We start from the raw sequence: 26,836 nt of genomic DNA, 5'->3' as shown, positions 1-26,836 counted from the left end.
AACCCCGAGCAAGGAGTGAGCATTTCTATGATCAGAGTAACTCAGGGCACCTTTTCGTATTTGCCCGATTTTACGGACGAGGAGATCCGGGCGCAGGTGGAGTATTGTATTCGGAACCGATGGGCGGTTTCGATTGAGCACACGGATGACATCCACCCGCGCAACGTGTACTGGGAGATGTATGGGCTTCCTTTCTTTGATCTTACCAGTGCCGATCCCGTGATGGAAAGGTTGGCACAGTGCCGGCGGGAGTTCCCGAATCATTACATTCGGGTGCTTGGCTTTGACTCCCGACGAACGAGGGCAACGATTCTTCTTTCGTTTATCGTCCAGCGGCCGAAGGAGGAGCCTGGGTTCCGCATGGAGAGGTTGGATTACCAAGATCGGCAGATCAAGTACTCGCTTCATCCCTATGCAAAAGATCGTCCGCGTGGGTATGCGGGGAACGAGAAGGGTGTAGGATAACCTCCTTTTTGGAGACCATAGGGAAGAGAATCCTAGCCGGGAGGCAGTGACCGGGTCAATAGGTCTAGACGGGCGAGAGAATCGATAGGAGGGAGTTATGGTGGTCCATGAAGAGGCCGCATCTGGTGCGGTGGTCGGACTCTTGGGTTCGGAGAAGGAAATGATCAGCGAGTCGGGCCTTGTGGATCTAGATGCTGCCTACCGAGAGTCCGGAATTGAGGAAATTTTACGTCAGCTAGACCGAGAGCTTGTTGGGCTTAAACCCGTTAAAACCAGAATTGGAGAGATTGCAGCAAGTCTTCTCGTTGCCAAATTACGTGAAAAATTCGGGATTGATACGGAACGACCGACTTTGCACATGTGCTTTACGGGAAAGCCGGGTACCGGAAAGACTACGGTTGCGCTCAGGATGGCGTCCATCTTGCACCGGCTGGGTTATATCCGAAAGGGGCACCTGGTGGTTGCTACGCGCGAGGATCTTGTGGGGCAATACGTTGGGCATACCGCGCCGAAAACCAAGGAGGTTTTGAAAAGAGCGACTGGAGGGGTCCTCTTCATCGATGAGGCCTATTACCTGTATCGCCCAGAAAATGAGAGGGACTACGGGCAAGAGGCCATTGAGATGCTGCTCCAGGGGATGGAGGAGAAACGAGACGATCTTGTGGTGATTTTAGCAGGGTACAAGGAGAAGATGGATGTTTTTTTCCAGGCCAATCCTGGAATGCACTCACGGATTGCCCATCATATTGATTTTCCTGAGTACACAGTGGAAGAGCTTATGGCGATTGCCGAACTTATGCTCCAACAGCAAAATTACTTCTTTGATGAACGTTCCCGGGAAGCCTTTCGCGAGTATCTGGTTTTACGGATGAAGCAACCCTATTTTTCCTACGGGCGCAGTGTGCGTAATGCCCTTGACCGGATCAAACTTCGTCAGGCCAATCGGCTCTTGCGGCAAGGAGGGCTTGTAAACCGGGAGGAACTGATGCGGATCGACGAGTCCGACGTGCGTCAGAGCCGGGTATTTAAGGAGGCAATGGAAGTCACAGCGGCTTCCTAAACCCTAGAAAAAAGAAAAGGACTGAGATGACCTTCGTGGGACGACCTATTCTTCTTGGCATTGTGGGAGATAGCGCGGCAGGTAAGTCCACGTTGACCGATGGGCTTGTGGAAGTGCTGGGCCCAGAGCGGGTAACCGCAATCTGTGCTGACGATTACCACAAGTATGATCGCAAGGAACGGGCTCAAATTGGCATCACTGCCCTTCATCCGGACTGTAACTATCTGGACATTTTCGAGCAGCATTTGGAACGGCTACACTACGGGCAACCGATTCTCAAACCGGTTTATGACCATTCCAACGGTACCCTGGTCCGTCCGGAGTATGTCGTGCCTCGCCAGTTTGTCATCGTGGAGGGGCTTCTTTGTTTTTATACTTCCGTCATGCGGCAGTTTTACGATGTTAAGGTGTATTTGGATCCCCCGGAGGATTTGCGCCGGCTGTGGAAAATCCGGAGAGACACGTCCAAGCGGGGATATACCGCTGAACAAGTTCTTAAAGAACTCGAATTACGGGAACATGATTCGCAGGCTTTCATTCGTCCCCAACGGGCTTTTGCGGACATTGTGGTGCGGTTTTATCCATCGGAGGGGGCCAGGCCTGGGGAAAGCGATGGGCACTTGAACGTTCGGTTGATCCTTCGCCCCACCATCCCCCATCCGGATTTGAGCTATTTGTTTGACACTCCTCCTGGTGGTCGTTCCGCCATCCGTCTGGAATTAGCCAGGGACACCCATCGTCCGGTAGACGTTTTAGAAATTGATGGGAATGTCAGTGATGAAGAGGCGACCAAGCTCGAGGAAACGATTTGGAAGCATTTACCCCCCGGGGTCCCTCCTTTGCAGACCGACGGCTTGGGGGTCTATGTCGACCGGGGGGAAAAACGGAGAAGCCACCCGCTGGCTTTAACGCAGCTTTTGCTAGCCTATCATCTGCTTCGAGCCTATGAAGAGAACGCGCAGGTTCCCTACGCGCCTCCCGTGGATGCCTTGCGGATGTTGCGGCGACAGCGCGCGTTTGTCGGGACCTCGGTTAACCACGAGTAGGACCGTGGGCTAACCCGAGGAACCTTCCTTTTGGAACATGAAAGGAGCAACAGCAGAAATTGGGCGGCTACGCCGGATCGCCGCCAATACTCTCCGCGGTTTAGCCATGGATGCGGTCCAGCGTGCCAACTCGGGTCACCCCGGGATGCCGATGGGCATGGCAGACGTGGCGGTTGTCCTTTGGGGCCGGTTTCTCTCCTTTGATCCCTCCGATCCCCAGTGGCCAGACCGAGACCGGTTTATTCTTTCTGCGGGGCATGGGTGCATGCTCCTTTACGGTCTTTTGCACCTGTGCGGGTTTGATCTTCCTCTGGAAGAGATCCAACGGTTTCGGCAATGGGGAAGCCGCACGCCCGGCCATCCGGAGTATGGGTTAACTCCGGGAGTGGAGACGACAACCGGACCCTTGGGCCAGGGATTCGGAAATGCTGTCGGGATAGCCCTGGCGGAGCGCTGGCTGGCGACGCACTTTAACCGGCCCGGTTTTCCTATCGTCGATCACTGGACCTACGTGATTGCCAGTGATGGAGACCTTATGGAGGGGATCTCACACGAGGCAGCCTCCCTGGCTGGTCATCTCGGCTTAGGGAAACTCGTGGTCCTTTATGATGACAATAGGGTGACGATTGACGGGCCTACAGAACTAGCCTTTTCCGAAGATGTTTTGATGCGTTTCGCCGCATACGGATGGCATACTCAGCGGGTCGATGGACACGACCCCGAAGCTGTGGAGGCGGCTTTAGAAAGCGCGCGGCGGGAAACGGCCCGGCCGTCGCTTATCGCCTGCAGGACCCACATTGGGTTTGGGAGTCCCAACCGGCAAGATTCAGCCAAGGCGCATGGGGAACCCTTAGGTGTAGAAGAAGTCAAACTGGCCAAGGAGCGACTCGGCTTACCGCAGGAGGAGTTTTATGTCCCGGAGGAAGCTAAGGAGTTTTTCCGGCAAGCGGCCGAACGGGGTCGGCAGAGACATAAAGAGTGGAACGAGCTTTACTTGCGATATCGCCAGGCTTTTCCGGAACTGGCGCGGCTTTGGGAGGCCATCTGGCAGGGAGAGCTGAGTCCGGATTGGGATCGAGAGCTGCCCAGCTTTTCTCCGCAGGCTCCTCTGGCAACAAGGGCGGCTTCCGGTGCGGTTCTTTCGGCTATCTTTCCTCGGATCCCCAATTTGATTGGAGGCTCGGGGGACCTTACCCCCAGTAATAACACCCAACCCAAGGGGGAAAAGGCTATCCGGCGTGATGATTTTTCGGGGCGCTACATTCATTTTGGAGTCCGGGAACATGCCATGGGGGCTATCCTCAATGGACTTTGTTTGCATGGCGGCATTCGCCCCTATGGCGGCACGTTTCTGGTCTTTTCCGACTACATGAGGCCTTCGATTCGACTGGCGGCTCTGATGAAGCTTCCAGTCATCTATGTCTTTACTCATGACAGTATCGGGCTTGGAGAGGATGGTCCTACCCATCAACCGGTGGAACATCTGGCAAGCTTGCGGGCTATCCCTAACCTTTGGGTATTTCGACCGGCGGATGCCACGGAAACGGTGGTTGGCTGGAAGATCGCTCTTACCCGCAGGGAAGGCCCGGTTGCCTTGGTGTTGACCCGCCAAGCCGTTCCCGTATTGGATCGTTCTCAACTGGCTGCGCAGGAAGGAGCGGTTCGAGGGGCTTATATTTTGGTTGAGGATGCGGACTTTCGAGCCATTTTGCTCGCCAGCGGGTCGGAGGTCCACGTTGCCCTTTCCGCACGGGAGTTGCTCCGTGCCGAGGGGATTGGGGTGCGAGTGGTTTCCATGCCCTGTTGGGAACTTTTCGAAGAACAGCCCCGTTCCTATCGAGAGAGTGTTCTTCCCCCAAGGATTCGGGCTCGGGTGGCCGTCGAGGCTGCTCGCAGCTGGCCGTGGCGGCGGTATGTCGGACTGGATGGCGAGATCGTTGGGCTAGACCGTTTTGGCGCTTCGGCCCCTTACAAGGTGGTTTACGAAAAGCTTGGGATCACGCCAGCACGTGTGGTGGAAGCGGTGAAAGCGTGTCTTGACCGGCTTGCGGGGGCGGGGCACTAGGGTCCGAAAGCGAAAAAGTCTTTGGCTTCAGCGTGTGGGGAAGGTTCAGCTATCTCGCAACGGGCCAGTGGAAGCTCCCCTCTATATCGTTCGCCACTGTAAGACCCGCTGGAATTTGGAAGGTCGGATCCAGGGGCTCACCGACGTTCCCCTGTGCGAGGAGGGGCGGCAAGAGGCTCGAGAGAACCTCGCCAAGCTGCGTTCTTTGGGGCTGCGATGGGTCGCCTGTAGCCCGCTTTCTCGGGGAAAAGAGACAGCGGAGCTCTACGCAAAAGGACTCGGGATTGGGCTCGTGGTTTGTGACGACCTTCGAGAAATAGATCTTGGGGAATGGGAAGGAAAAAGGAGTCAAGATCTTCTGGAGGATTCCGCTTCGCCGTATGCGCGATGGCTAGAGGATCCTTCGCAATTTCCCTTGCCGCCCGGCTCGACGGAACCTGTCTGGCAGGCGCAGGAAAGGATCGTGCGAGCGGTTGCGAAACTTTGGGAACAGGGTCCGCAAGGGCCCTTCCTTATCGTGCTTCATAAGTACGTACGAGCACTTTTGCACTGTGCTCTCCTGGGTCTTCCCTTGCGCTCGTTTTCATCGTGGATCATCGAGACCACGGAACCGTATGCAGTTAGCCAGGAAGAATTGGATCGGTTGTGTCAAGCTCGGTAAAGGGGGAATGGGAATCCCGGTGGAAACGGGGTTAACTTCTCGGAAGACAAAGAGGGGAGATGTCGCTCAAAGGGATCATTTTTGATGTGGATGGCACGCTAGCGGAGACGGAAAAAGAGGGCCATTTACCGGCTTGTAATGAGGCGTTTGAGCAATGTGGTTTTCCCATACGATGGAGTTGGGAGGAGTTTCAAAAGCTTCTGGCCATTCCGGGAAATTACTTGCGGATTCGGCATGCGCTCCAATCGGTTTTTCCTCAATGGGACACCGAGCGCCTGGATGAAGAGGCGCGCCGCGTGGCCACGGTGAAAAGGGAACTTTATATTAACAAATACGTTCCTCGTTTGTCGCTTCGTCCCGGGGTGGCCCGCTTGATAGAGCAGGCCGTGAGCCGGCGCATGTACCTAGGGATCGTTTCGACTTCGGATGAAGCACAGATTTGGGCTCTTTTGCGAGCTCGATTGCCTCAATGGGCTTCCTTTTTTTGCCCGGTCCTGGGGAAGGAGTCCGGGATGAAAGGGGCACTGGATTCGCCGCTTTACCGCAGATGTCTAGAACTTTTCAAGCTGTCCCCGGATGAGGTGCTGGCTTTGGAGGATTCCCCGCAGGGTTTGGAGGCAGCTCGAAACGCCGGGATTCGATGCGCGATCGTTTATAACGATTACACTTTTGGGAGTGGCTTTCCCGGTGCGGTTCTCGTGGTAGGAACCTTAGAACCCTTGACGATTGACCTTCTCGAGAGGCTTTGTTTTCCTGAAGCGGCGCTGAAGCACCGGGACTAAAGGAGAAAAAAGCCCATGAGAGGGACTACGGGTTACCACGCTCAAGTTTTTGCCGCAAAAAATCCCGTAATACCAGCGCTTGATTGTGCTTGGGATCGCGCGCCGAGTAGAGAAGCGTGAGGGACCCTGACTTTGCCCAATGAAGAAGCTTGGTAAGAACGCCTTTTTTCTCTTCTGATTCTAACTCCTTTTGATATCGCTGCCGGAATTCTTCCCATTTCGTGGGGTCGTGCCCAAACCACTTTCGTAATGGAGAACTGGGAGCTACTTCGGGAAACCAATAATCCAGCTGCAGCTCGGTTCTCTTTAGGCCTCTTGGCCAGACCCGATCGACCAAAACTCGCACACCATCGGCCGGATCCGGGGGATCGTACACCCGTTTGACTCGAATCACGGTATTGAGAATGATGGCACAACTGGCACGGCCTCGCAAAAAAATGTAGCCCTAACTTGTTTCACCGTTGTACGTGCCGGTCTTCGAGCGAACGGGGCAAAGAGAAAAGTGCCCTGTTGGAAAGGAGGTCTACCGCAAAATGGCGTGATTCGGGGGGATGCTCCACGCGTCTCATCGGAGCAGGGGTTGCCAAAGTCTAAACAGGATAGGGACACTTAAGGTTATTCATGGCAGGGAATGAGAATCAAGAGAGAGACAATTGGCTTGGGTTCTCCGAGTTGGCTCTCAAGCAAAAAGTTGCGGATCGTCAGGGCCGTTAAGGACCTCGGCTCCGCGGTGAACACGCGTCGCAGAGGGCTCGTAGGGCAGGTGGGTGATTCGAAGGTCGGCGTCATCCTGGTCGAGTAGCGCTACCGGCTGATGCGTTCCGGTTTCGAATGCCAGGAAGTGGCATTGGCCGCGCAGAGTCGATCTATCCTTGTGGTGGGTCCCAATGGGAAGACGGGCGATATCGTGCATGACCTGCATGGGAAGATCCTTTCATTGTGTGGGAGGCTTTCCGGAGAAGAAATCCGCGCAGAAGCGTTCCAAGAAGAGGCTCGAAGCGATGGCACAAGCAAACTCTCTCTTTTCATTTACCCGAGGGGGCTGCGGGTGACGCCCGAGCAAGGGGGGCGTTGCTCAACACCGATGCGGCGCTCTGCTGGCCGGTGGAGCGGAGTTTTTTCTGCCAGAGTTAGCCTGGGGTTTCGCTCAAGAAATGTAAGCTATCCTTCCTGCCGCAGTTTGGCTTGGACGCCCGAAACTTCCATGCCCTCTGGCTCGCGCTCGAAGGAAAGATTGCTTCGATTGGTGGAAGACAGCCGCAGCTAATGAAGGAAGCTAAGGAGCCGATCCGGAGAATCGAAACGGTCATCCGGAAGCTTGAGGAAAAGAGGCCGGAACCGGACGTTTTGGATAACAAAGTGGCGGCTAACCACCCTGCGGGCCAGGCTTGACGCGCTCCCGGCCGATCAGGAGTGCCGAGCGGGCGCGTCTCTCTCGGTTCGCGCCGCCTCTTCCCCTAAAAAGTTGCCCTTGGAAGAACGCCTACGCCGATTACACCGCCTTGGAAAGAAGGAGATTGGCAAGCCGGAGCGGAGGAGCCAGTTCTCTTGTGCTTGGGTCGAAGGAGAGGACCGCCCGGCCCGGTCCTGGCAAGCCACGGTATCCCTCGACGGGAGTCTATCGGCTTTTGCGGTTGCGACTGCGGGACGGACGGGCGAGCCCGAGCCAATACGTGGTTTTTAAAGGGCGTGCGCTTGCCCTACGGCGAGGAGGCGATCCTCCAGGCGCTCCCCGGCGCCAGGCGGATCGTCAGCAGGACAACCAAGACAGGGGGGAACTCGTTTGGAAACGGGGGGATCCCCGCTAAGGTACCGCTTCGTGCGGGATAGAAAAGGGTGGCGGGGTGTTGGCCAGGGTCGAGCCGCGGACCCATTTTTCGGGTGACACGCCGCGTTGCCAGATCGGTCGGGATCGACGTAGACGAGGATCATCTAGGGCTGGTCGAAACGGACCGGTTGGGCAATCTAGTGGATGTTCGTCGGATCGGATGGAATCTAAATGGCAAGAGCCAGGAGCAAGCCAAAGCCATTTTTTTGGTGATGCGTGCAAAGAGATCCCTGAGGCCTGCGCCGGAGTAGGCAAGTCGCTTGAGTGAGGGATGCGATCTTCGCAAGAGGAAGCTCAAAGCTCTAGGTAGTGGATCCCGTTCGCATACCTGCGACACTGTTGGAACGTAAGTCACTGTAGCCCAACGAGTGAATGGTTTCGTCCTGCCTACGTGATCCACTTGGGCCCGTGAGAAAAGAGAGGAAGCAGGCCTAGTTTTTGGACTAGCTCGCTTAATTCTCTGGGTAATTCGCAAAGCATTCGCCGCTGACATTTGCCTTCGGACAAAAGCCGGGTTACGCGGATGGCTTGAAGGCGACGAAGGGTTGGGGAGACCTCTTCGTGGAAGCCTTTCGAGACCCATTCCGCACGGAGGCGGGCGGTGAGCCAGTACGCCAGGAAAAAGATGCGGATGGGATTGCGGACTTGGGTCGCCGGCCCCCAGTGATACACGGGACGGAGTTCCAGGGAGCTTTTGAGCTGGGAAAAGGCCGATTCAACCTCCGCGAGTCGCTTATAGTGAGTGACGATCTCGGCGGGGGAAGCTTCGGGCGGGGAGAGATTCGTCTCCAGGAGATACCATCCATCGATTGCTTCGTCCTCTTGGATCCGCTCCCGGTTCAGTTTCCACCAGAACCGGCCCTCAGGGTCGACCCCGTACTGAAAGTATTTGTGGGCTTCGAGCCGAGAGAGCACCCAACCGACTCGCCTCCCCAGTTTGGCCGGATCGGCTCCTTGCCCGATCCCTTTGGTGATCTGGGCCAATACCTCCTTGGCACGAGCCAGCCGGCTTTCGCGCTGGGCCCGATCCCTGAAAGCTTGCCATTCTCCTCCAGCAATCACATATCGAACCCCATTGCTTTCCACCTCTCTGACTTGACTCCGGTCGGTAAGGCAAAGCTGGCGATCTTTGGGAAGATCCCGAACCAGTTCTTGGAGCTTTTCCTGGTCGGTTCGAGTGACATACGGAAGCCCTCTCTCCTTGAGCGCCGCCAAGTTCCTGCGGTTTTGCATTCCTCCATCAAAAACGAAGGTTGCCTCCCGGATCCCAAACCGTCGTTGGAGTGTCACGAGCAACCCCACAAGGGTCTTCGAATCCGCTCGGTTTGCCCGCAAAACCTCCACATGGATCGGAACTCCTTGAGCATTGGTCGCAATCGCAAGAAGCACTGGGCACGGATCCCCTCGGTGGTCCCGGCTGTGTCCGTAACGGGCTAGTCCCTGCGGGTTTGTCCCCTCAAGGTACCCACGGGGAAGATCATACAGGACAAGACTTGTCCCCCGCAGGGAATTTTCGCGATAGAGCTTCTTTTCCACCTGGCTCCAGACCCCGTTTAACCCATCCATCGCCCCGTACAGCTCCTCTTCCTCCAAGTCCTTTTCTTCCACCCCGCAGAGTTCCGGTAAAACCGTCCCCCTTGGTATGTTCCGCAACGCACACTTCGAAGAGGGAAAAAGAATCCGCCCAAAAATCATCGCCTTGATTAACCGCCGCTTCCGCTCCGATCTCACGCCTGCAAGCACTTCCTCTAGACCCCACCTTCGCCATGCCTCTTCCAGTACCACTAACCCCCCATAATCCAACACCTCCTCCACCTGTAAGCCCTCCAAGGGGACAAGCTTCTGCCCTTTCAAGCTCGCCCGAACAACCTCCTGCGTTTCGACCGGCAGCCGGCTCAAATTGGCCAAATTCCGTGTCTTCACCTTTTTGCCCACCCGGTAGGACTCCCGAACCACCACCTGCCGGTACACCTTGCCGTTGCGATGGGTACGGATTTCCCGGACGTACATGCCTACAGCCTGCAATACCTGCCATTTTGCAGTCAAAAAATTTTTATTGAGAACCTATTCACACATAGACCCTACGCACTTTTCCATAAGTTCTAGACGTGCAATTCCAAAGGTCAAAAAACCTGAGGAAGTTACGTTTGGCCTTACTCGCTCTCGTCCTTCGCCTAGCGCCAAGGCGATCGCGGTTGGCTCAAACCGGCATTTTTGGTTGCCGGAGTCGAGCTGATCCAAGTCGACTCAGCCAATACTTCTGCGATTGGGCGGTCGACTGGGTGCGTCGTTATGGCACCAAGTTTTTCCCATGGGGCGCTCTGGTGCCCTCGCTCGGAAAGGGTTGGGGCTCTCCGAATGCCCGTCCGTGCGAGAGGCGGTTGTGCCCACTCGCAATGGTGGTCATATCAGCTTCGCCCTACCGGCAAGCCATCGGAGGAAGTATAGGGGGTCGTTTCTATGGAGGGGGTTCGGAAGAGACTCAAAGCGGCGCAACCAGCACATGCCCCCTCGGGAGGCAATGGGCAACCCCTCCCACGCCTCTGTCCTCGAAAACGCGGGACTGGGTGCTACCTGGGCTTCGCCAGCGGCAACCCGGCACACGAATCGTCGGCAGCACCGTTCGACCGGCGTCCCGGAGGATCATCTCTGGGAATGGTTGTCTATGGTCTGAGGAAAGGCAAGGGAGTATGGTTTTTCCCCTCCCTGGCAAAGAGTTTCGTTTCTGTGCACGCGCACGCAAGCCCGCACCAAAAGGAAAGAGCTTCGGTGAGGAGGGAAAAGAAAGAGGCCCAGCTTGAAAAGAAGATTGCCAGAAGCCACCTCTCCTTGATAACCCATACGAAAATGACTGCAGGGCGCAACGAGGCCCCTGCGTCTGCGGCTGGTTCTTTTTTTCAAAAGAATTGCCGGAAAGCGGCGGCTAGCGAAAAAGAAGTCCCACACAACGAAAAAGCAAATCGTCAAACGGTTAGCTCATGAGGATCTTCTTACTTTCCGATCGAAAACACGCCCTTTTTTTGGGTAGCAGTTCTTTTGTGCCCATCTCCTCTCCAAGTCTCCAGAGGAGGCTCGTTGTTGGCCAGAGCCAAAAAACCGGGTTTCTTCTCCGATCGCACTTTCTCCTTTTTGTTTCTTTTGCGATCTGGGAAAGCGTTCTGTCTCTGACGGGCATCCGGAGCTGGGCTCAAACTCTTCCTCCACCCAGCGTTCGTGAAGACGTGGCCCCGATGCACTTTCGATCCAATCCCAACCCAACACCACCGATCCCTGAAATTCGTTTTCCCTTAGAACGTTTTTTTAACCGGCTGGTTTCAGGTCAAATACAACAAGCTTTTGAGGAGCTGCTTGGGAAAAGTCGCTTAGGGCAGGGAACTGACAACGTAAAAACCTTGGTAGAGAAAGTCCAGCAGGCAATGGCTACGTACGGAAAGGCAAAGTCTTTTGAAGTGTACGACACCTATCCGGTCGGCACAAGGATCTATGTTGTGAGCTATCTTCTGGGTCTAGAGCTTCAGCCTTTGCGTTGGAGGTTTGTTTATTACAAACCAGATGTGACGTGGAATATTATCGATGTAAGGGTGGACGATGAAATGGAAGACCTTATCAGTCGATAGGAATTCTCGCCTTTTGTAAAGGCCGGCCCAAAAGAGATGTTGTCTGGCTTATCCGTTAGTTGTGAACGTGAAAAAACCATCCGGGAGCGTTGAGAAAAATCGAACGTGCCATTTTGGAATGAACAAGTGTGGTCTCTAGGGAGAAACGGCAGCGTTTTCTCAACTTTGCCTCACTGGCCAGCCCGTGTCTTTTGACCATCGATCTTGGTTCAGGAACGACTACGTGAAACACCCTTGGTTATTCTCTTTCTTGGGAGTTCTGGGAGCTCGAGGCATGGGAGGATGAAGGACGCAAGCGAGCGATCAACTTGGCTTCCACTTCAGGTGGCACAAAGGCTGCAATACTGCCGCCTAGGCGGCAGATTTCTTTCACGAGTGAAGAGGAAAGATAGCTATAACTCTCCTTAGGCATTAGGAAGACTGTCTCGATAGAAGAATCGAGTTTTCGGTTTGTCAATGCGAGTTGGAATTCAAATTCAAAGTCAGAAAGGGCGCGCAGACCTCGCACGATTGCGCACGCTCCTTGGGAGCGCGCAAAGTCGACCGTAAGGCCATCGAAGGGGATAACACGTGGGTGTACATCTCCAAAGTGGTGATGAATGACCTGCTCAATGAGTTCGACTCGTTCCGCCAGCGAAAGGAGCGGTGCCTTGGGTGTATGAACGGCTACGGCAACGATGACCTCGTCAAATAGGCGACAGGCTCGCTGCAGTACGTCGAGATGTCCTAGAGTGATGGGATCGAAACTGCCGGGATAGATGGCCTTGGTCCTGGGCATAGATGGCTTTGGCTAGGAGAGGGTGATCCCGGAGCCGGGTCGGTTATGAGACAACTTCCCGACGGATTTCTGCGCCGACCTGTTGGAGTTTTTGATCGATGTTTTCATAGCCTCGATCAATGTGGTACACGCGGTGGACGGTCGTTTTTCCCTTGGCCACTAGCCCCGCCAGTACCAGGGCCGCTGAGGCTCGAAGGTCAGAAGCCATCACCGGTGCTCCGCTTAAATGAGAAACTCCCTCAATGGTTGCTCGGTTGCCGAGAAGTTCGATCTGTGCACCCATGCGTTTGAGTTCGCTAACATGCATAAACCGGTTCGGAAAGATACGTTCCTCAACCGTGCTCCGCCCCGGGGTGACGCACGCCAGAGCACAGAACTGGGCTTGCATATCGGTAGGGAAACCCGGGTAGGGTTCGGTTTGCAATTGAAAAGCCCGCAGCGGCCCATTGGTCCAAACCCGGATTCCGTTGGGCGTGATATCCCAGCGGGCGCCGCAGCTCCGAAGGGTCTGTAGGACAGAATCCATATGGGAGAAGGGGGCTCCTTCCAGGAGCAACTCTCCTCCTGTCATCACTGCGGCTACGGCGAACGTAGAAGCTTCGATTCGATCTCGGATGACCGTGTGCTCGGCGCCGTGGAGTTCCTCTACCCCTTCAATTTCCAAGACCCGAGTACCGGCTCCTCGGATGGTGGCTCCCATTTTTTGGAGAAACTCGACTAAATCGGCCACCTCGGGTTCCACGGCGGCCCCTTCAATCAAGGTTGTTCCCCGAGCCAGCGAGGCGGCCATAAGGACATTGTCCGTGCCTAGAACGGTTGACCCAAATTTTCCATAGAGTTCGACTTTGGCTCCTTTGAGTTCCTTGCACTGGGCCACGATGTACCCTTCTTCCACGCGAATCTCGGCCCCCAGTGCCGATAGTCCCTTAAGATGTAGGTCGATCGGGCGATCTCCGATCACACACCCCCCAGGTAAGGAAACTTTTGCTTGGTGGCAGCGGGCTAAAAGAGGACCGAGCACGCAAATGGAGGCTCGCATTTTCCGCACCAGATCGTAGGGCGCTTCCGGCTGAACATTCCGGGCCTGAACCCGGACGGTAGAGTCAGAAAATTCGACCTCTGCCCCCAGGAATTGTAAGATCTGGAGCATATAGCGAATATCCGAAAGATTCGGAACCCCGTGGAGGATACAGGGCTCAGGGGTCAAGAGCGTAGCTGCAAGGATCGGGAGGGAAGAATTTTTGCTTCCCCCAATGGAGACTTTCCCTTTGAGCGGTAGGCCTCCGTGAATGACCAACTTATGCACAGCTCTGGGCGATCAAAACTCTGGGAATCCCGCGCAAATCCTCGACTAGCTTCGTTACGTGGTAGCCTAGCTTTTGTAAAGAAGTTTGTATGGGTTCCGCTTGCCCATCCCCGATTTCCAGTGCAAGCCAACGGCAGCGGCCCCTAGCCTGTTCCGCCAACCCCCGAATGTAGCGCATTCCATCAGGCCCACCATCCAAAGCCAAAACGGGTTCCCATTGGATTTCCTTGGGCAGCTTGGGGATCCAGGCGGTGGGGATGTAGGGAAGGTTTGCAACGATGGCCTGGTAGAAGATTTGGGGAGCGCCGTCGAGTAGATCGCTTTCGAGAAACGTTACGTTCCCTAACCCTTGAGCGTTTTCTTTGGCTACCGCCAAAGCCGCGTCGCTTTTGTCACACCCAAAAATGGTGAGCTGGGGAAACATCTGGGCAAGACAAATGGCAAGCACACCGCACCCGGTCCCTACGTCGAGAATCGGAGGACCCTGCGGGTCCAAAAAAGGGAGGATCTCCTCGAGGAGGATTTCGGTTTCCGGTCGGGGGATAAAGGTCGCCGGGGTCACGGTGAAGCGTTGCCCTCGAAAAAGAGCATATCCTTGGATATACTGGAGCGGTTCCCCTCTTGCTCGGCGCCGCACAAGAGTACGGAGCGTTTCCAAAAGCTCCTCGGGGAGGGATTGGTCGAAGCGAAGGTAGAGGTCCAGGCGTTTCACCGCTAAAAGATCCGCTAAAAGCCATTCCGCGGACAGTCGGGGTGAGTCAACCCCGTGCTTGTGGAGGTACTGGGTGGTCAGCGAAAGGACTTCTCCGATCTTCATAGGCCTTCCCCAAAGAAACCTGCGATTTCCATCGCCGCGAGAAAAATGGTGGGGGCGCACAGCGCACGATGGGGTATACAATATGGCGGATGACCAACATGATCACCAACCGGAATGACGTCGACCCAGCGGTCTCCCAGCTGATCTGGTGTCCAAAGGATTGGTGCGACGTATTGACCCCGAGCGGTGGCTAGGCAAACCAGAGGGATGCAGGGTGCCGTCTACGCGGACCCTGGCTAGCCGGTGATCTCCCAGGAGGTCCAGCCGGATGACATTCATCTTTTTGTCGGCATCCCAGTTGCCATCGCCGTGGCCGATGCCGTCAAGGTGCGTAAGGGCGTCACGGCAACCCGGTGGTTCCAGCGTTTCCCCGAGGTAAAGAACCGCGGGTGTGGGGCGGTCAGCCGTGGTCGCCATCGTACTACCTTTGGACGGCGGCCAAAGTGAGCGCGGAGATCATCCGCCGTTCCATCGAGCGTTCTAACCATCTCACCCAAAGGATGAGCCATGATGCGCACGGCGTCGATCCAACAGGATGTTACGCCGGAGCAAACACGATCGCTTGCCGCCCTCTCCTCGGACGCCTACGCCGACGTTTGCAACCGGCTCGTTCCCGTCGTGCCCTCGTACTGCTTCTGGGACAGGGTAGCCCTGCACCAGCGCGCGCCTACACGCTGGTGCGCTAGGCAAACACCGGTGGGTGTCTAGGTGTGCTGCAGCGCCATTTTTACGCTGTGCAAGGCCTCCAGGGCAGAGAAGAGATAAGGAACCACGACGAAGGACGCGCCCGTTCCGGCGAACCGCTTCGACCATGCCAGCGTGCCCTTCAACAAGCCTACGTACACCATGAAAGGTGAAAGTGTGTTGCTCTACACGATCGAGGGACGCAAGAGCGTCCGGCTGCGTCTGGGCGAGCACCCAAGACGCATTTTTGCCTGCGGTCGGCCGAAGGAACCGGAACGCGTCTTTCGCGACAGAAGGGGGTATCTTAAGCTCGTCGTCGAGACGGAAGAGAGGCAAGCTCTGGGTCGGGCGCCATGCTGGGCGTGGATGTCGGGGAAAAGAACCTCTCCCTCATACGCACAGGCAAAATCTTGGGCGGCGGAAAGTGGCGCGAGAAGCGCGATCGCTCTCTTGCCCTGTGTCGTCGTCTTCCGTCCAACGGCAGCCAGAGCGCGAGAGGGAAGGCTGCGGCAGGTCTCCGGCGAAAGGATCCGGTACATTCGGTACATGAACCCCGAACCGAGTAGAACGATCGTCCGCGCCGCCATCGAGGCGGGGTCGACAGGATCGGGATGGACGACCTCACGGAGATCCGCGACCGGAGGAGGGTCGGCAAGCGCGTGTGCGCCCGTTAGCACTGCGGGGCGTGGCGGCAGGTAGCGTCCTTCGTCCAGTACGCCCATCGAGCCTACACTAGCTAGAGCGAGTTGTGTTGTGGAGGTCTGGGAAAACGCTCAGCACATCGGTTCAAGTCTCCTCACTGTGTTCTTTCGGGCGCACAGCGACGTGAGCGCAAGTCGGGATTTGCCACGATTGGGCGACGACGCCGAGCATTGGCCAAGGGCGGCCCTGAAGACGCCTGATGTTCAGAGCATGGGATGGATCAGACATCTCTTGCGCTCTCCAAGAAAGCCCGCGGCTTTACGGTCGGGGGTTATCTACCCCATTACCGGTTTTCCTTGAGTATCTCGGCGATTCGTTCCTGGGCCTCTTTTTCTGCCAGGGCGTCCAGCAAGGGTTCGAGATCACCATCGAGTACCGTTGCCAGATCGTAAAGGGTGAGGCGAAGGCGGTGATCGGTAACCCGGTTTTGAGGAAAGTTATAGGTCCGGATTTTCTCATGCCGGTCGCCTGTTCCAATTTGTTGCCGCCGGGCCTGCGCGTACTTTTGCGATTCTTCCTGCTGGCGTTTTTGCAGTAAGCGCGCTCGCAGGATGCGAAGGGCCTTTTCCCGGTTCTTTATTTGGGATCTCTCATCCTGGCAGCGAACGATCATTCCCGTAGGGATATGCAGGATTTGGACGGCAGAGTCGGTGGTGTTGACCCCCTGGCCTCCCGGGCCACTGGCACGGCAGACCTCAATGCGAAGCTCTTCCGGTTTGAGCACTACGTCCACTTCTTGAGCCTCGGGAAGGACAGCGACCGTGGCCGTGGAGGTATGAATTCGGCCCTGGGATTCGGTCACAGGGATCCGTTGCACGCGATGGACACCGCTTTCATATTGCATCCGTTGGTAGGCATCCGGTCCGCTCAAAAGAAAGATGACTTCCTTGAATCCTCCCAACTCGCTAGGGCTATGGGAAAGAACCTCTTTCCTCCACCCCTTGCGCTCCGCGTAGCGGCTATACATCCGGTACAAGTCTGCCGCAAAAAGGGAGGCTTCCTCTCCACCCGTACCGGCTCGAATCTCCACAATGGTATTTCTCCCTTCATTCGGATCGGGGGGAAGAAGGCCCAAGAGAAGCTTGCGAGAAAGCTCTCGTTCCTGCCGTTGCAGTCGCTCTTTTTCCTGGTCTGCGAGCTGGCGTAACTCGGGATCTTCGGCGGTCCGGACAAGCTCGTCCATTTCCCGGAGCTGTTTCCGACATTTCTCCCATTCCTCGCCCACCCGTACAAGCTCACCGATCCGCGCGTGTTCCTTCAGCACTTCCTGAGCATGAAGAGGCTGGCTATAGAACTGCGGGCGCGCAATTTCTTCCTCCAGCTCGCGATACCGCTGGCGAAGCTGCTGGACGTGCTCCGAGAGGTTCATGCGCGTGTCCACAAACCCAAGGGTAACCACTCAGCTTTTTGCGAACTTTCCGTATCGACCCGATTATTCCCCACGCAGGGTGACTCGCTTGTGCCGTTTCCCCTAACGAGACATGGCCCTTTTCCGTCGCAAGGCTCTGGGTATGCGTTCCAGTGAATTTCCGGGGCTTGGAAGCTTTCCGGGAGGGAGAGCTGCCCTGGAAAAATCCCCAAACACCTAACGACGTTTGACGCTTCCAACAAGAGTCGTTTTACCGAAGCGGCGAGTGAACTTTTCCACCCGCCCAGCGGTATCCACAAACTTCTGCTGGCCGGTAAAAAGGGGGTGACAGGCAGCGCAAATCCCAATGTGAATATCCGGGCGGGTCGAGCGTGTCCGATAGACAGCACCGCACGCACACCGGATCACGGCGTCCCCGTACTCTGGATGAATCCCTTTTTTCATCGAATTTCCTTCAACTTGACGGATCTTGTCCTTCCCGTCAATGCCAGGAACCCACGACCAGGCAGGCGTTATGACCTCCAAAGCCAAAGGAGTTATTCATTGCGATCCGAACGGGCCATTCCCGGGCTTTGTGGGGCACATAGTCAAGATCGCACTCGGGGTCTGGATGATCCAGGTTAATCGTCGGGGGAATAACCCCGGATCGTATGGCCTCGATACAAACCACCAGTTCCGCTGCCCCTGCAGCAGCCAGCATGTGACCGGTCATGGATTTGGTGGAGCTAATGGGAACACGGTAGGCATGGCGTCCGAAAACCTCTTTGATCGCCTGAGTTTCGCACCGGTCGCCGTCGGGCGTCCCGGTTCCATGGGCGTTGATATAGTCTACGGATTCCGGTGGCAGATGCGCTTTTTCCAACGCCTTCTGCATGGCACGTGCGGCTCCCTTCCCTCCCGGGCCCGGAGCGGTCATATGATAGGCATCGGCAGAAAGACCGTACCCCAAAATTTCTGCTAGAATCGGTACGCCCCGATGCAAGGCGTGTTCCAACTCTTCCAAAACCAGTATCGCGCCTCCTTCGCTTAACACAAACCCATCGCGGTCCCGATCAAACGGCCGAGAGGCTTTTTCGGGCTCGTGATTCCGCACGCTTAACGCTCTCATCATGCCAAACCCGGAAAGGCCCAGCGGGGTGACGGCTGCTTCACTACCCCCCGCCACCATCACGTCCGCTTCTCCCTCCCGGATGAGCCTCCAGCTTTCCCCGACGCAGTGGGCTGCGGTCGCACAAGCACTAATCACGGCAAAATTGGGTCCTTGGAAGCCGAACTCAATGGCGATCAGCCCTGACGCCATGTTATTGATCATCCTTGGGATCATGAAAGGGGATACCCGTGTGGGCCCCTTGGTCTCCAGAAGGGAATGCTGTTCTTCGAGCGTTTTGAGGCCCCCGATTCCCGAACCCACGATTACCCCTGCCCGAGTAGCATCCACTTCTCCCGGCCGGTCCAATCCTGCCTGCCGGACCGCTTCATAGGCTGCTGCCATGGCCAAATGGACGAACCGGTCCGTTCGCCGGACATCTTTGGAATTTCGAAAAAAGGGGTAGGGATCAAAATTTTTAATTTCCCCCGCGATTTGGGAATCAAACCGGCTGGCGTCAAACGAGCGCACCGGCGCAATCCCACTCCGGCCAGCCAGAACGTTGGCCCAGAATTCCTTCACACAGTTTCCGTTAGGGGCAACCACCCCCATCCCGGTTACCACGACACGGCGTGTGTTCACAGGTAGGAAGAAAAAAGGCACCGGCAGGCGGTGCCCGCGGATTCACCGAAGCCCTGGAGGGTCCCCCCTCTACTCCTCCATATTCTCCTCAATGTACCGGATGACATCGCCCACGGTTTGCAGCTTTTCGGCTTCCTCGTCCGGTACCTCCACGTTGAACTCTTCCTCGAAGGCCATGACGAGTTCTACTGTATCCAGGGAGTCTGCTCCCAGGTCCTCGATGAATTTTGCGTCCGGCGTTACCTGCTCTGGGTTCACGCCAAGTTGTTCCACAATAATTTCTTTTACACGTTCCTCTACGGACTTTTCCGCCATGGCTCGTTCTCCTTCAAGGTTAGGCGTAATTAGAAGCGGCGAGGCAATTTAGCAACCCAATTTTCATTGCATCGCCATTCCCCCGTCTACCACGAAAGTCTGACCAGTAATATAGCCAGCCTTCGGACCGCACAAGAACGAGACCAGACCCGCCACTTCTTCCGGTCGGCCAAACCTTCCCAGAGGAATGGCTCCCAGAATCCTCTCCCGAAGGTGCGGATCCAGTCCCTGGGTCATGCCGGTTTCAATAAACCCTGGACAGACAACGTTACAAGTGATGTTTCGGGAAGCAACCTCCCTCGCCAGGCTTTTGGTAAAACCCAAAAGCCCAGCCTTGGCAGCTGCATAGTTCGTCTGTCCTGCATTGCCCAGAAGAGCTGAAACCGAGCTAATGTTGACAATCCTCCCTTCTCGCTGCGAAAGAAAACCCTTAAGTAGGGTTTTCGTCCAGTGAAAAACCCCTTTTAGGTTCGTATCGATCACCACGTCCCAGTCCTCCTCGGTCATTCGCAAAAGGAGCCGGTCCCGAACGATTCCTGCATTGTTGACCAGCGCGTAGACAGGACCCATCTCCTCTAAGATTTGTTGCGCCGCCTTTTGAATCTGCGCCGGTTCCGTACTGTCGGCGCAATAGGCTCTGGCCTCACCTCCCAGGGCAAGGATTTCGTGGACCGTCTGGTTCAAAGGTTCTGGACTACGGCTAACACAGGCAACGCGGGCCCCTTCCCGAGCGAGTTCCTGTGCGATGGCTCGCCCGATCCCTCGGCTGGCACCCGTGACAACAGCAACCTTACCCTTGAGAGACATGGAGAATCTCGATAAGATCGGCAAGCTTCTCGTACGTCAAGCATTGGGCGTTGGGGTGAATCCGGCGAACCAGACCGCAAAGAATCCCCCCAGGACCAATTTCTACGAACCGTTCGATGCCAAGCTCGAGCATCTTCCGCAAGCATCCCTCCCATAACACTGGGTGGGAAACCTGCTCCGCCAAGCTCCGACGGATCTCTTGAGGCTCCGTAACGATCCCTCCGGTTCGGTTGGAAAAGACCCAAAACCGCGGTGGCCGAATGGAAAGGCGTTCCAGGGCGCCAGAAAGTTTCCGTTCCACCTCCCGCATGTCACTGGAATGGAAGGCACCGCTGACGGGTAAAAGAACCGCCCGGGCTCTTTTGTTTCCCTGAAGCCATTGCGTGAGCTTTTCGATGCGGTCCTTCCTTCCCGAAAGCACGATCTGGGTGGGCGCATTATAGTTGGCAACTTCTACTCCAAACTTCCTGGCAAGTTCCTCGACCGCGTGTAACGGTAACCCGAGGATCGCTGTCATGGCTCCCGGTTTTTCTTGTGCTACCTCCTCCATCCAGCGCCCTCGTTGCACGACAAGCTCTAGAGCCTCGTACGGGTCGAGCGAACCGGCAGCCGCATGGGCCGTCCATTCTCCTAGCGAAAGACCCGCCAGGGCAATCGTCGGGAAATCCGGGCAGTGGGATTGCAAAAGCCAGTAGAGAGCCATTCCTTGCACGTAAAGAGCTGGCTGGCAAACCGAGGTCCGCGACAGCTCTTCCATGGGTCCTTCAAAGGAAACTCGCGTCAAGGGAAGTCCCGCAATTTGCTCCGCCTTCCGATACCAGTCCCGCACCAGGGGTGAGGCTTCCCAGAGGTCCTTGCCCATCCCAACCCTTTGAGCTCCTTGGCCAGCAAAAAGGAGACCCCACCCGTTTGAACATCGTCCAATCTCCATGGGTCTTTTCCGTCGGTTAGATAGCTATCCCTGCGGCAAAGGACTGCACACTGTCAAAAGGAAAAAGCGCTCCTTTTGCGGTTTCGCTTTTTTGGTAAAAGCGGCACTCCGCTCTTAGGTCGTACGGGTTGTCGCACGCGCCGGTTTTTTGGGGGAACGGCCTTCGGGTGGACCCTGAAGAGAGACCCCGATCTTGGGACAAAGATCCTCCAGTTCGCAGTGCCGACAATCGGGAAAGCGCGCACGGCAACGCTTTCGCCCGTGCCAGATAAGCCAGTTACTGAAATCCGTCCATAGCTCCCGGGGAATCTTGTCCATAAGTTCCCGTTCGATGGCTTCGGGATTGTTTCCCTTTGCCAGCCCCAATCTGTGGGACAGGCGGGCGACGTGACGGTCGACCACAATGCCCTCGTTCCGCCCGAAACCGTTGCCCAAGACAACGTTGGCCGTTTTTCGTCCGACCCCCGGAAGGGAAAGGAGCGCCTCCATATCCGGAGGGACTTCGCCTCCATATTTTTCGCACAAGATTTGGCAGCTGCGCTGAATGTTGCGCGCTTTCGAGCGGTAGAGACCGATCGCCCGAAGATCTTTTTCTAGTTCGGCAAGGTCGGCCTGGGCGTAGTCGCTTGCCGTTTTGTATCGTTGAAAAAGCTTCTGCGTCACCCTATTGACACTCTCGTCGGTGGTCTGGGCCGAAAGAATGGCAGCCACCAGAAGTTGCAGAGGATTGTTGTAGGTCAAAGCGGGCCGGCTATTCGGGTAGGTAGCTTTGAGTCGCTTGCAAAGCTCTCTGACCCACGGGGGACTGCCCACGACCATTGATCCGGAGCCTTCTGTCATTGCTGGGCAGCGAGGCGTTCGGCCAGCCGGGCCAGTGCCGGAGAGCGATCCTCTGGGTTCAGGCGAACCTGGATGAGGGAAAAGGTTCCCCGCACCGCAAAACTTTCCTGGAGGGCACTTTCCAATTGTTCGTTCGTTTCTACTAGAAACGCTCGCCCGGTACCCAAAACGTCCGGCACTTTCCAGTAGTTCCAGGGTAATAACTCGTTGTAGGGGCCCTGCCGGATCTGTCGCTCGGTTCCGTATCCCTGGTTGTCGAGCAAAAGGACAATCGGATCTAACCCCCAACGGGCAATGGTGGAGAGCTCCATTCCGGTCATCTGGAAAGCTCCATCCCCCACCAGAACGAGAGGCCGGAGCCGGGCGTTAGCCAGTTGCGCCCCCAGTGCCCCCGGCACGGCAAAACCTAAGGAGGCGTAATAAGCGGAGCCCAAAAATTCGGTTCTCTGGTGGACCAAAAGATCGGCAGCCCCAAAAAGAGCATCTCCGACATCGGCAATGACCACGGTTTCGTCCGTCAGATACCGGTTAAGCCTGCCAAAAAGAGAACGGACCGTCACCCGGTCGCGCGCTTCTCCCAGAGAAAGTTCGCCAGGAGGCCGGGGGAACTCCCGCCGGGGTGCCTTCCAACCTTGGGTGCGCTTGAGCAGGCCGCGTAGGAAATCCTCTAGCGTGACATTTTCGTAACGGTGGTACCGAATGGAAAGCCTTTCACTGGTCGCGTAGATGCAACGAGCCGGATCCAGTTGCGCTGTGTAAATCCCCAGATTAATATCTGTCATAAAAACGCCCAGCATCAGAAGGCAATCGCTCGATTCCACATACTCGCGGACTTCTGGCCGGCCAAGCGCCCCTTCATAAACTCCCATGTAATAGGGATGAGTCTCAGCGATCACCGACTTGCCTAAAAGAGTGGCCGCAACGGGGATTTCTACCTGCAGGGCAAACTCTTCCAGCTCTTGTTGCAAGCCAAAACGATGGATTTCTACATCGGCTAAAAGGCAAGGCTTTTGAGCAGAGGTAAGGAGCGTGACGGCCTCCTCCAGGGCTTCCTCAAGCGCTTCCGGATCGCTTGGCTCTTTGACCACAAGCGGAGGGGGTGGAAAGGGGGTCGAAGAGGGGAGGGGAGCAAAACTCGTGTCCCGGGGCAATTCGATGTAGACGGGACGCTTGTATCGAAGTGCCTGCGTAAGTACCCGATCCACTTCTTGGGGAGCCCTTTCCGGTTCCGACAAAAGGGTGCAGGCTACCGTGAGTTCCTCAAAGACTCTCCGTTGGGTGTCAAAATCTCGGACCTTATGATGAAGGAGTGAATTTTTTTCTCGTTCCTTCATTCCAGGTGCTCCAGAGAGCACGAGCACCGGCGACTTTTCCGCATACGCCCCAGCCGTAGTGTTGGCTACCTTAAGACCTCCTACACAATAGGTCACACACACCGCCCCCATTCCCCGAATCCTTGCATAGGCGTCGGCAGCGAAACCGGCTCCCTCTTCATCGCAGGTGGTAACAATGGAAATCCCCTTTTCCAAGAGCGCATCGTAGACAGGAAGGACGTAATCACCGGGTATCCCGAACACATGAAGGACACCCAGCTCTTTGAGCCGCGCTACCAAGTAGTCCAGTACGCGTAAGGACATGGGGGGTCCTGGCTCAATCCGGCTTTCCAAGGGGTTGAGAATCAATGACCGGAGGCTCGGAAGTAAGAACCACCCCCTGCTGCCGCAGGCTCGGTTCGGGCGGTGATTGACCGAGGAGCCGGTAAAATTCTTCCCCTTCAATGGTCTCTTTTTTGAGCAAAAGCTCCGCTAAGTCCGCTAGTTCCTTTTGGTGTTCCGACAGGATTTGCTTGGCCTCCGCCATAGCCTGCTCCAGGATGGCTTTGACCTCCGTATCAATGAGTTGCGCCGTTTTTTCGCTGCAATCTCGACTCCACAACCCGTTGAGATCCCCTAAAAAAGGCGAAGGACTTCGCGAGGCACAACGCGCTAGTCCTACACTCTCGCTCATCCCATAAATACATACCATCTGACGCGCGAGAACCGTGGCCACATCGAGGTCATTTTCGGCCCCTGTGCTTGGCTCTCCATACACGAGTTCTTCGGCTGCGCGTCCTCCAAGGGCGCAGCGGATGCGACTCAAAAGCTCGCTGCGCGTAGCCAGATAATGCTGATCGGTCGGGAGTTGAAGCGTAAATCCGAGTGCTCCCTTGCCACGAGGAACGATGCTAATTTTTCGAACAGGATCGGCAGCGGGACTAAAAGCCGCCACAAGCGCATGTCCCACCTCGTGGATGGCCACCCGCCTGCGTTCCTCCTCTCGAAGCCGGCGGCTTCGCTTTTCCGGACCAGCGACGATTTTTTCCAGAGCGGCCTCCAGGTCTTCTTGAGTAATCGCTTTTGCGTTGCGCCGCGCGGCAAGGAGCGCCGCTTCGTTGATCAGATTGGCTAGATCGGCCCCAGAAAAGCCAGGGGTTGCCTGAGCGATTCTGCGCAAATCGACGTGACTATCCAGGGGTTTTCCCCGAGCATGGACTCGCAAGATCGCTTCCCTTCCGTCCAGATCAGGAAGATCGACGACCACCTGCCGGTCAAACCTCCCCGGGCGTAGGAGAGCCCGATCAAGAATTTCCGGACGATTGGTGGCTCCGAGAACGATAATCCCCACGTTGGGGTTAAACCCGTCCATTTCGACAAGGAGTTGGTTAAGGGTCTGCTCTTGCTCGTCGTGACTGACGATGACTCGGGCCCCCCTTTGTCGCCCGATTGCGTCTAGCTCATCGATGAAAATAATGCAGGGAGCCTGTTTTTTGGCCTGGGCGAAAAGGTCACGCATGCGAGCGGCGCCCACACCCACGAACATCTCTACGAAGTCACTTCCGCTGATCGAAAAAAAGGGAACCCCTGCCTCTCCTGCTATGGCTCTTGCCAGAAGGGTTTTTCCGGTTCCGGGAGGCCCCACTAAAAGGACTCCCTTTGGGATTCGGGCACCGAGGGATCGATAACGAGCCGGGTTTTTTAAAAAATCGACAATCTCTTGAAGTTCAAACTTTGCTTCGTCGCAGCCGGCCACATCCTCAAAGGTAACCCCTGTGCGCTCTCCTTTAATGAGTAACGCCCGGCTTTTCCCAAAGCTTAGGAGGGGATGAGCGCCACCCCCCACCCCTGCCAGTCGAGTAAAGAGGACCCAGAGACCCAGAAGTACCATGAGCGGTAAAATCCAGGAAAAAAAGAGGGTCCCAAGAAAGCTTGGACGAGTGGCCTGGTATCGAACTCCCGACGATTGGAGTTCTTGAACAAGTGTCGGGTCTTCCAGGCGAACCGTTCGAAAGAATTTCCCGATCGTTCCCTTGGCCGAGGGACCCTCTAGGCGTCCCCGTATCTCATCAGGCCCGATCCAAAGCTCGGCAATTTCTTTCTGGGCCAAAAGCTTCTTAAACTCGCTGTAGGGGATGGTCGTAAACCGGGCTTCATGAAAGCTCTGCTGCCAAAACCAAACCAAAGCCAGAGCGAGAAGGATCTGGATGGCTAGCCCCACCCAGGGATGGGGAGCTTGGGGGGGAAGTTTGGGTCGCTGACCCATCCATCGAGTCCGATGGGGGGAGGGGGGGCGATTGGCTCCTTGAGGCATGGGTAGAGCTTTCTCCTGTATGAAGAGTAGCGAAAAGCAGGCCGTTTTGCGAGTCAAAGACGGTGGGAAACGCTTCTCTCTGTATCTTTTTATTAGCTTTAGCGCATAGCTTGGGAGTTTGTTTACCGACAGCGGGGCGTATCCGAAAAAGAAGGTTTCGGTCCAAGGGGAGCGTTGGTTTTTTCCGGTCTCCTAGCGTCTCCGTTGGCGCCGGCACTTTGAGAGCTCGTCGGATTTGTGCCGGAGGAACTAAAAAAGATTTCCCTTGCCCAAGTCAGAAGGATTTGGGTCTTTGAAACCGGGTTGCGCCGCTGTTCGAGCCTCCCATGATCGTTACTGCTACGTGAAGGCTGGCTTCTAGCTTGAACCCATTTGAAGCTAGAACGGAGCTCTGGGTCTTTCCTTGGCTCGGCGGCCAACCAATGGCATCGCTAGCGCAAAAAGAGAGAGTAGAAGAAATAAAACCTTCTGTGTCTCTTACCTTTATGCGTCTTTAAATAGGCTTAAGCTTAAAGAAGATCGGTTATAATGCCGATGATCCCATAGATGCCACAATAAAGAAAAGTCCCCTTCATTGGACGCAGTCAAGAGGTCGGGCTATCTTTTTTCAAGGCCCATAGGAAGGGTAGAAGTGAAAACCATACGCTTGGGTCTCCTACTAGGTGCTGGAGTGCTGGCTATTCTTTCTGCGGGAGTGGTTATTTACCAAGCGTACCAGGGTGACGAGCGGGAGGCGGCCAGAGGGGAGTTCTCCCGCACGCTCAATCGCTTGCTCGCCAAGGCCCCTCAGAGGGAGGAGCTGGTGCAGCTTTCTGAGCAGGCGCGATCACTCATGCCGGATCGGGCAAAGATAACAGAGGCTACCTTGAAGGAGCTAGACCAGTTGGGGAGCCGTGCGTTGGATAAAGCGAGGCAGGCTCGAGAAATAGTAGCTCAAATTGACCAAGCCAAAGAAGAGATTGCTTACCGCCACCATCTTGCAGCCTCTGATGAGGTTGTTAGCTATTTGCAGGCTCAAAAGATTGAAGAAATCCGGCGCTTGGCAGACGATTTTGAGCGTTTTGCTAGCGATGTCCGGAATCAGATGATTCCCATTGTTCAGAATGCTTTGAGCAGTCCTGTGCAGGAGCAAGCTACGGAGGAGCGAACGACCCAGGGACAGCCACCCACGGGATCGAGCCCATCGGAGACTTCTTTTGAGCATGCGAAGCGGCAGGCCTATCCGGCAACCCGACCCAACTCCAGAGGGTACTACGAGTATTCATACGATTATGGTGAGTTTAGTTCCCCGGGTTATGCATACACCTATGCGTATCCCCCTTTTGTAGCGTATGACTTCTGGCCATGGTGGTGGGATTGGTGGCCTTGGATGGGGTGGGGTTGGTGGGATCCCTTCTGGTGGTGGGG

The 26,836-nt window shown here is 56.0% G+C and carries 27 protein-coding genes and 1 pseudogene; 13 read left to right on the top strand and 15 right to left on the bottom strand.

Going from position 1 to position 26,836, the window contains the following annotated elements:
* Positions 1-30 precede the first annotated feature (30 nt).
* The 6 genes from KK925_RS01840 (at position 31) to KK925_RS01815 (ending at position 6,079) form a co-directional block, all read left to right on the top strand.
* Positions 31-465, top strand: a complete 435-nt coding sequence (locus tag KK925_RS01840; RefSeq protein ID WP_174582729.1) for a ribulose bisphosphate carboxylase small subunit — start codon at positions 31-33, stop codon at positions 463-465.
* Between the two features lie 160 nt (positions 466-625).
* On the top strand, positions 626-1,525 hold the full coding sequence (gene cbbX, locus KK925_RS01835) for a CbbX protein (RefSeq protein ID WP_407929024.1): 900 nt from the start codon (positions 626-628) through the stop codon (positions 1,523-1,525).
* A gap of 35 nt (positions 1,526-1,560) precedes the next feature.
* Positions 1,561-2,571 (top strand): phosphoribulokinase, encoded by a 1,011-nt coding sequence (locus KK925_RS01830; RefSeq protein WP_174582691.1) that lies wholly within the window; start codon positions 1,561-1,563, stop codon positions 2,569-2,571.
* Between the two features lie 37 nt (positions 2,572-2,608).
* Positions 2,609-4,636, top strand: a complete 2,028-nt coding sequence (tkt, locus tag KK925_RS01825; protein WP_174582690.1) for a transketolase — start codon at positions 2,609-2,611, stop codon at positions 4,634-4,636.
* Positions 4,608-5,297, top strand: a complete 690-nt coding sequence (locus KK925_RS01820; protein ID WP_174582689.1) for a histidine phosphatase family protein — start codon at positions 4,608-4,610, stop codon at positions 5,295-5,297. Before tkt ends, KK925_RS01820 begins: the two co-directional genes overlap by 29 nt.
* A gap of 59 nt (positions 5,298-5,356) precedes the next feature.
* Positions 5,357-6,079, top strand: coding sequence for an HAD hydrolase-like protein (locus KK925_RS01815; protein WP_174582688.1), 723 nt, complete (start codon positions 5,357-5,359; stop codon positions 6,077-6,079).
* Positions 6,080-6,104: 25 nt separating this feature from the next.
* Here KK925_RS01815 and KK925_RS01810 read toward each other — a convergent pair whose 3' ends face one another.
* On the bottom strand, positions 6,105-6,512 hold the full coding sequence (locus KK925_RS01810) for a DUF488 domain-containing protein (protein WP_236027810.1): 408 nt from the start codon (positions 6,510-6,512) through the stop codon (positions 6,105-6,107).
* A gap of 381 nt (positions 6,513-6,893) precedes the next feature.
* Between KK925_RS01810 and KK925_RS01805 the strand changes: the two genes are divergently transcribed.
* The 3 genes from KK925_RS01805 (at position 6,894) to KK925_RS01800 (ending at position 7,887) form a co-directional block, all read left to right on the top strand.
* Entirely contained in the window at positions 6,894-7,346 is a 453-nt protein-coding gene (locus KK925_RS01805; protein ID WP_174582687.1) for a hypothetical protein, read from the top strand.
* Positions 7,346-7,471, top strand: coding sequence for a hypothetical protein (locus KK925_RS11225; protein WP_268905619.1), 126 nt, complete (start codon positions 7,346-7,348; stop codon positions 7,469-7,471). The genes KK925_RS01805 and KK925_RS11225 overlap by 1 nt, the downstream gene beginning before the upstream one ends.
* A 125-nt stretch (positions 7,472-7,596) precedes the next feature.
* The gene (locus tag KK925_RS01800; RefSeq protein WP_174582686.1) at positions 7,597-7,887 is read left to right on the top strand and encodes a hypothetical protein; all 291 of its coding nucleotides are present in this window, start codon (positions 7,597-7,599) and stop codon (positions 7,885-7,887) included.
* Positions 7,888-8,294: 407 nt separating this feature from the next.
* Here KK925_RS01800 and KK925_RS01795 read toward each other — a convergent pair whose 3' ends face one another.
* Positions 8,295-9,917 (bottom strand): IS1634 family transposase, encoded by a 1,623-nt coding sequence (locus KK925_RS01795; RefSeq protein WP_174582727.1) that lies wholly within the window; start codon positions 9,915-9,917, stop codon positions 8,295-8,297.
* Positions 9,918-10,885: 968 nt separating this feature from the next.
* Between KK925_RS01795 and KK925_RS01790 the strand changes: the two genes are divergently transcribed.
* A complete protein-coding gene (locus tag KK925_RS01790) occupies positions 10,886-11,524 on the top strand; it encodes a hypothetical protein (protein WP_174582684.1) in 639 nt (212 codons plus the stop codon).
* 238 nt (positions 11,525-11,762) lie between these two features.
* Here the strand turns inward: KK925_RS01790 and coaD are convergent, their stop codons facing one another.
* Genes coaD through prmC form a run of 3 tightly spaced genes read right to left on the bottom strand, consistent with a single transcriptional unit; the run spans position 11,763 to position 14,425 of the window.
* The gene (gene coaD / locus KK925_RS01785; protein ID WP_174582683.1) at positions 11,763-12,302 is read right to left on the bottom strand and encodes a pantetheine-phosphate adenylyltransferase; all 540 of its coding nucleotides are present in this window, start codon (positions 12,300-12,302) and stop codon (positions 11,763-11,765) included.
* Between the two features lie 43 nt (positions 12,303-12,345).
* Positions 12,346-13,608 (bottom strand): UDP-N-acetylglucosamine 1-carboxyvinyltransferase, encoded by a 1,263-nt coding sequence (gene murA, locus KK925_RS01780; protein ID WP_174582682.1) that lies wholly within the window; start codon positions 13,606-13,608, stop codon positions 12,346-12,348.
* A complete protein-coding gene (gene prmC, locus KK925_RS01775) occupies positions 13,601-14,425 on the bottom strand; it encodes a peptide chain release factor N(5)-glutamine methyltransferase (RefSeq protein WP_174582681.1) in 825 nt (274 codons plus the stop codon). Before prmC ends, murA begins: the two co-directional genes overlap by 8 nt.
* A gap of 243 nt (positions 14,426-14,668) precedes the next feature.
* Between prmC and KK925_RS01770 the strand changes: the two genes are divergently transcribed.
* Positions 14,669-14,872 carry a transposase gene (locus tag KK925_RS01770; RefSeq protein WP_174582680.1) on the top strand — a complete coding sequence of 68 codons (204 nt, stop codon included), beginning with the start codon at positions 14,669-14,671 and terminating at the stop codon, positions 14,870-14,872.
* A gap of 60 nt (positions 14,873-14,932) precedes the next feature.
* Entirely contained in the window at positions 14,933-15,133 is a 201-nt protein-coding gene (locus tag KK925_RS01765) for a hypothetical protein (RefSeq protein WP_214096200.1), read from the top strand.
* Between the two features lie 161 nt (positions 15,134-15,294).
* Here KK925_RS01765 and KK925_RS01760 read toward each other — a convergent pair whose 3' ends face one another.
* The 10 genes from KK925_RS01760 to ftsH form a co-directional block, all read right to left on the bottom strand.
* Entirely contained in the window at positions 15,295-15,831 is a 537-nt protein-coding gene (locus tag KK925_RS01760; RefSeq protein ID WP_214096199.1) for a hypothetical protein, read from the bottom strand.
* Between the two features lie 263 nt (positions 15,832-16,094).
* A complete protein-coding gene (gene prfA, locus KK925_RS01755; RefSeq protein ID WP_236027809.1) occupies positions 16,095-17,210 on the bottom strand; it encodes a peptide chain release factor 1 in 1,116 nt (371 codons plus the stop codon).
* Positions 17,211-17,396: 186 nt separating this feature from the next.
* Positions 17,397-17,624, bottom strand: coding sequence for a 50S ribosomal protein L31 (gene rpmE, locus KK925_RS01750; protein ID WP_174582679.1), 228 nt, complete (start codon positions 17,622-17,624; stop codon positions 17,397-17,399).
* A 37-nt stretch (positions 17,625-17,661) separates the two neighbouring features.
* On the bottom strand, positions 17,662-18,930 hold the full coding sequence (fabF, locus tag KK925_RS01745; RefSeq protein ID WP_236027808.1) for a beta-ketoacyl-ACP synthase II: 1,269 nt from the start codon (positions 18,928-18,930) through the stop codon (positions 17,662-17,664).
* A gap of 48 nt (positions 18,931-18,978) precedes the next feature.
* Complete coding sequence (locus tag KK925_RS01740; protein ID WP_174582677.1) at positions 18,979-19,224, bottom strand: acyl carrier protein; 246 nt, start codon at positions 19,222-19,224, stop codon at positions 18,979-18,981.
* A gap of 63 nt (positions 19,225-19,287) precedes the next feature.
* Entirely contained in the window at positions 19,288-20,031 is a 744-nt protein-coding gene (gene fabG / locus KK925_RS01735; RefSeq protein ID WP_174582676.1) for a 3-oxoacyl-[acyl-carrier-protein] reductase, read from the bottom strand.
* The gene (locus tag KK925_RS01730; RefSeq protein ID WP_174582675.1) at positions 20,015-20,962 is read right to left on the bottom strand and encodes an ACP S-malonyltransferase; all 948 of its coding nucleotides are present in this window, start codon (positions 20,960-20,962) and stop codon (positions 20,015-20,017) included. Before KK925_RS01730 ends, fabG begins: the two co-directional genes overlap by 17 nt.
* Before the next feature lie 114 nt (positions 20,963-21,076).
* The gene (nth, locus tag KK925_RS01725) at positions 21,077-21,802 is read right to left on the bottom strand and encodes an endonuclease III (protein WP_214096198.1); all 726 of its coding nucleotides are present in this window, start codon (positions 21,800-21,802) and stop codon (positions 21,077-21,079) included.
* A complete protein-coding gene (locus tag KK925_RS01720; protein ID WP_174582674.1) occupies positions 21,799-23,439 on the bottom strand; it encodes an alpha-keto acid decarboxylase family protein in 1,641 nt (546 codons plus the stop codon). Before KK925_RS01720 ends, nth begins: the two co-directional genes overlap by 4 nt.
* A gap of 13 nt (positions 23,440-23,452) precedes the next feature.
* A complete protein-coding gene (gene ftsH / locus KK925_RS01715) occupies positions 23,453-25,429 on the bottom strand; it encodes an ATP-dependent zinc metalloprotease FtsH (RefSeq protein ID WP_236027807.1) in 1,977 nt (658 codons plus the stop codon).
* 631 nt (positions 25,430-26,060) lie between these two features.
* Here ftsH and KK925_RS01710 point away from each other — a divergent pair.
* Positions 26,061-26,836: pseudogene (locus KK925_RS01710) on the top strand (hypothetical protein); the annotation flags it as partial.

The organism is Candidatus Methylacidithermus pantelleriae, assembly GCF_905250085.1.
In the GTDB taxonomy this organism is placed as follows: domain Bacteria; phylum Verrucomicrobiota; class Verrucomicrobiia; order Methylacidiphilales; family Methylacidiphilaceae; genus Methylacidithermus; species Methylacidithermus pantelleriae.
Note: the sequence above shows the minus strand (reverse complement) of the source record. Positions and strands in the feature narration are given on the sequence as shown.

Bases quoted from the DNA above. Each gene is read 5' to 3' on its own strand.
- cbbX (WP_407929024.1), top strand. From the start codon at position 626: ATGATCAGCGAGTCGGGCCTTGTGGATCTAGATGCTGCCTACCGAGAG.
- ftsH (WP_236027807.1), bottom strand. From the start codon at position 25,429: ATGCCTCAAGGAGCCAATCGCCCCCCCTCCCCCCATCGGACTCGATGG.
- KK925_RS01805 (WP_174582687.1), top strand. From the start codon at position 6,894: ATGCGTTCCGGTTTCGAATGCCAGGAAGTGGCATTGGCCGCGCAGAGT.
- nth (WP_214096198.1), bottom strand. From the start codon at position 21,802: ATGACAGAAGGCTCCGGATCAATGGTCGTGGGCAGTCCCCCGTGGGTC.
- coaD (WP_174582683.1), bottom strand. From the start codon at position 12,302: ATGCCCAGGACCAAGGCCATCTATCCCGGCAGTTTCGATCCCATCACT.
- KK925_RS01815 (WP_174582688.1), top strand. From the start codon at position 5,357: ATGTCGCTCAAAGGGATCATTTTTGATGTGGATGGCACGCTAGCGGAG.
- KK925_RS11225 (WP_268905619.1), top strand. From the start codon at position 7,346: ATGAAGGAAGCTAAGGAGCCGATCCGGAGAATCGAAACGGTCATCCGG.
- prmC (WP_174582681.1), bottom strand. From the start codon at position 14,425: ATGAAGATCGGAGAAGTCCTTTCGCTGACCACCCAGTACCTCCACAAG.
- KK925_RS01790 (WP_174582684.1), top strand. From the start codon at position 10,886: ATGAGGATCTTCTTACTTTCCGATCGAAAACACGCCCTTTTTTTGGGT.
- tkt (WP_174582690.1), top strand. From the start codon at position 2,609: ATGAAAGGAGCAACAGCAGAAATTGGGCGGCTACGCCGGATCGCCGCC.
- rpmE (WP_174582679.1), bottom strand. From the start codon at position 17,624: ATGAAAAAAGGGATTCATCCAGAGTACGGGGACGCCGTGATCCGGTGT.
- KK925_RS01720 (WP_174582674.1), bottom strand. From the start codon at position 23,439: ATGTCCTTACGCGTACTGGACTACTTGGTAGCGCGGCTCAAAGAGCTG.
- KK925_RS01740 (WP_174582677.1), bottom strand. From the start codon at position 19,224: ATGGCGGAAAAGTCCGTAGAGGAACGTGTAAAAGAAATTATTGTGGAA.
- KK925_RS01765 (WP_214096200.1), top strand. From the start codon at position 14,933: ATGATGCGCACGGCGTCGATCCAACAGGATGTTACGCCGGAGCAAACA.
- KK925_RS01760 (WP_214096199.1), bottom strand. From the start codon at position 15,831: ATGGGCGTACTGGACGAAGGACGCTACCTGCCGCCACGCCCCGCAGTG.
- KK925_RS01730 (WP_174582675.1), bottom strand. From the start codon at position 20,962: ATGGAGATTGGACGATGTTCAAACGGGTGGGGTCTCCTTTTTGCTGGC.
- KK925_RS01795 (WP_174582727.1), bottom strand. From the start codon at position 9,917: ATGTACGTCCGGGAAATCCGTACCCATCGCAACGGCAAGGTGTACCGG.
- fabG (WP_174582676.1), bottom strand. From the start codon at position 20,031: ATGTCTCTCAAGGGTAAGGTTGCTGTTGTCACGGGTGCCAGCCGAGGG.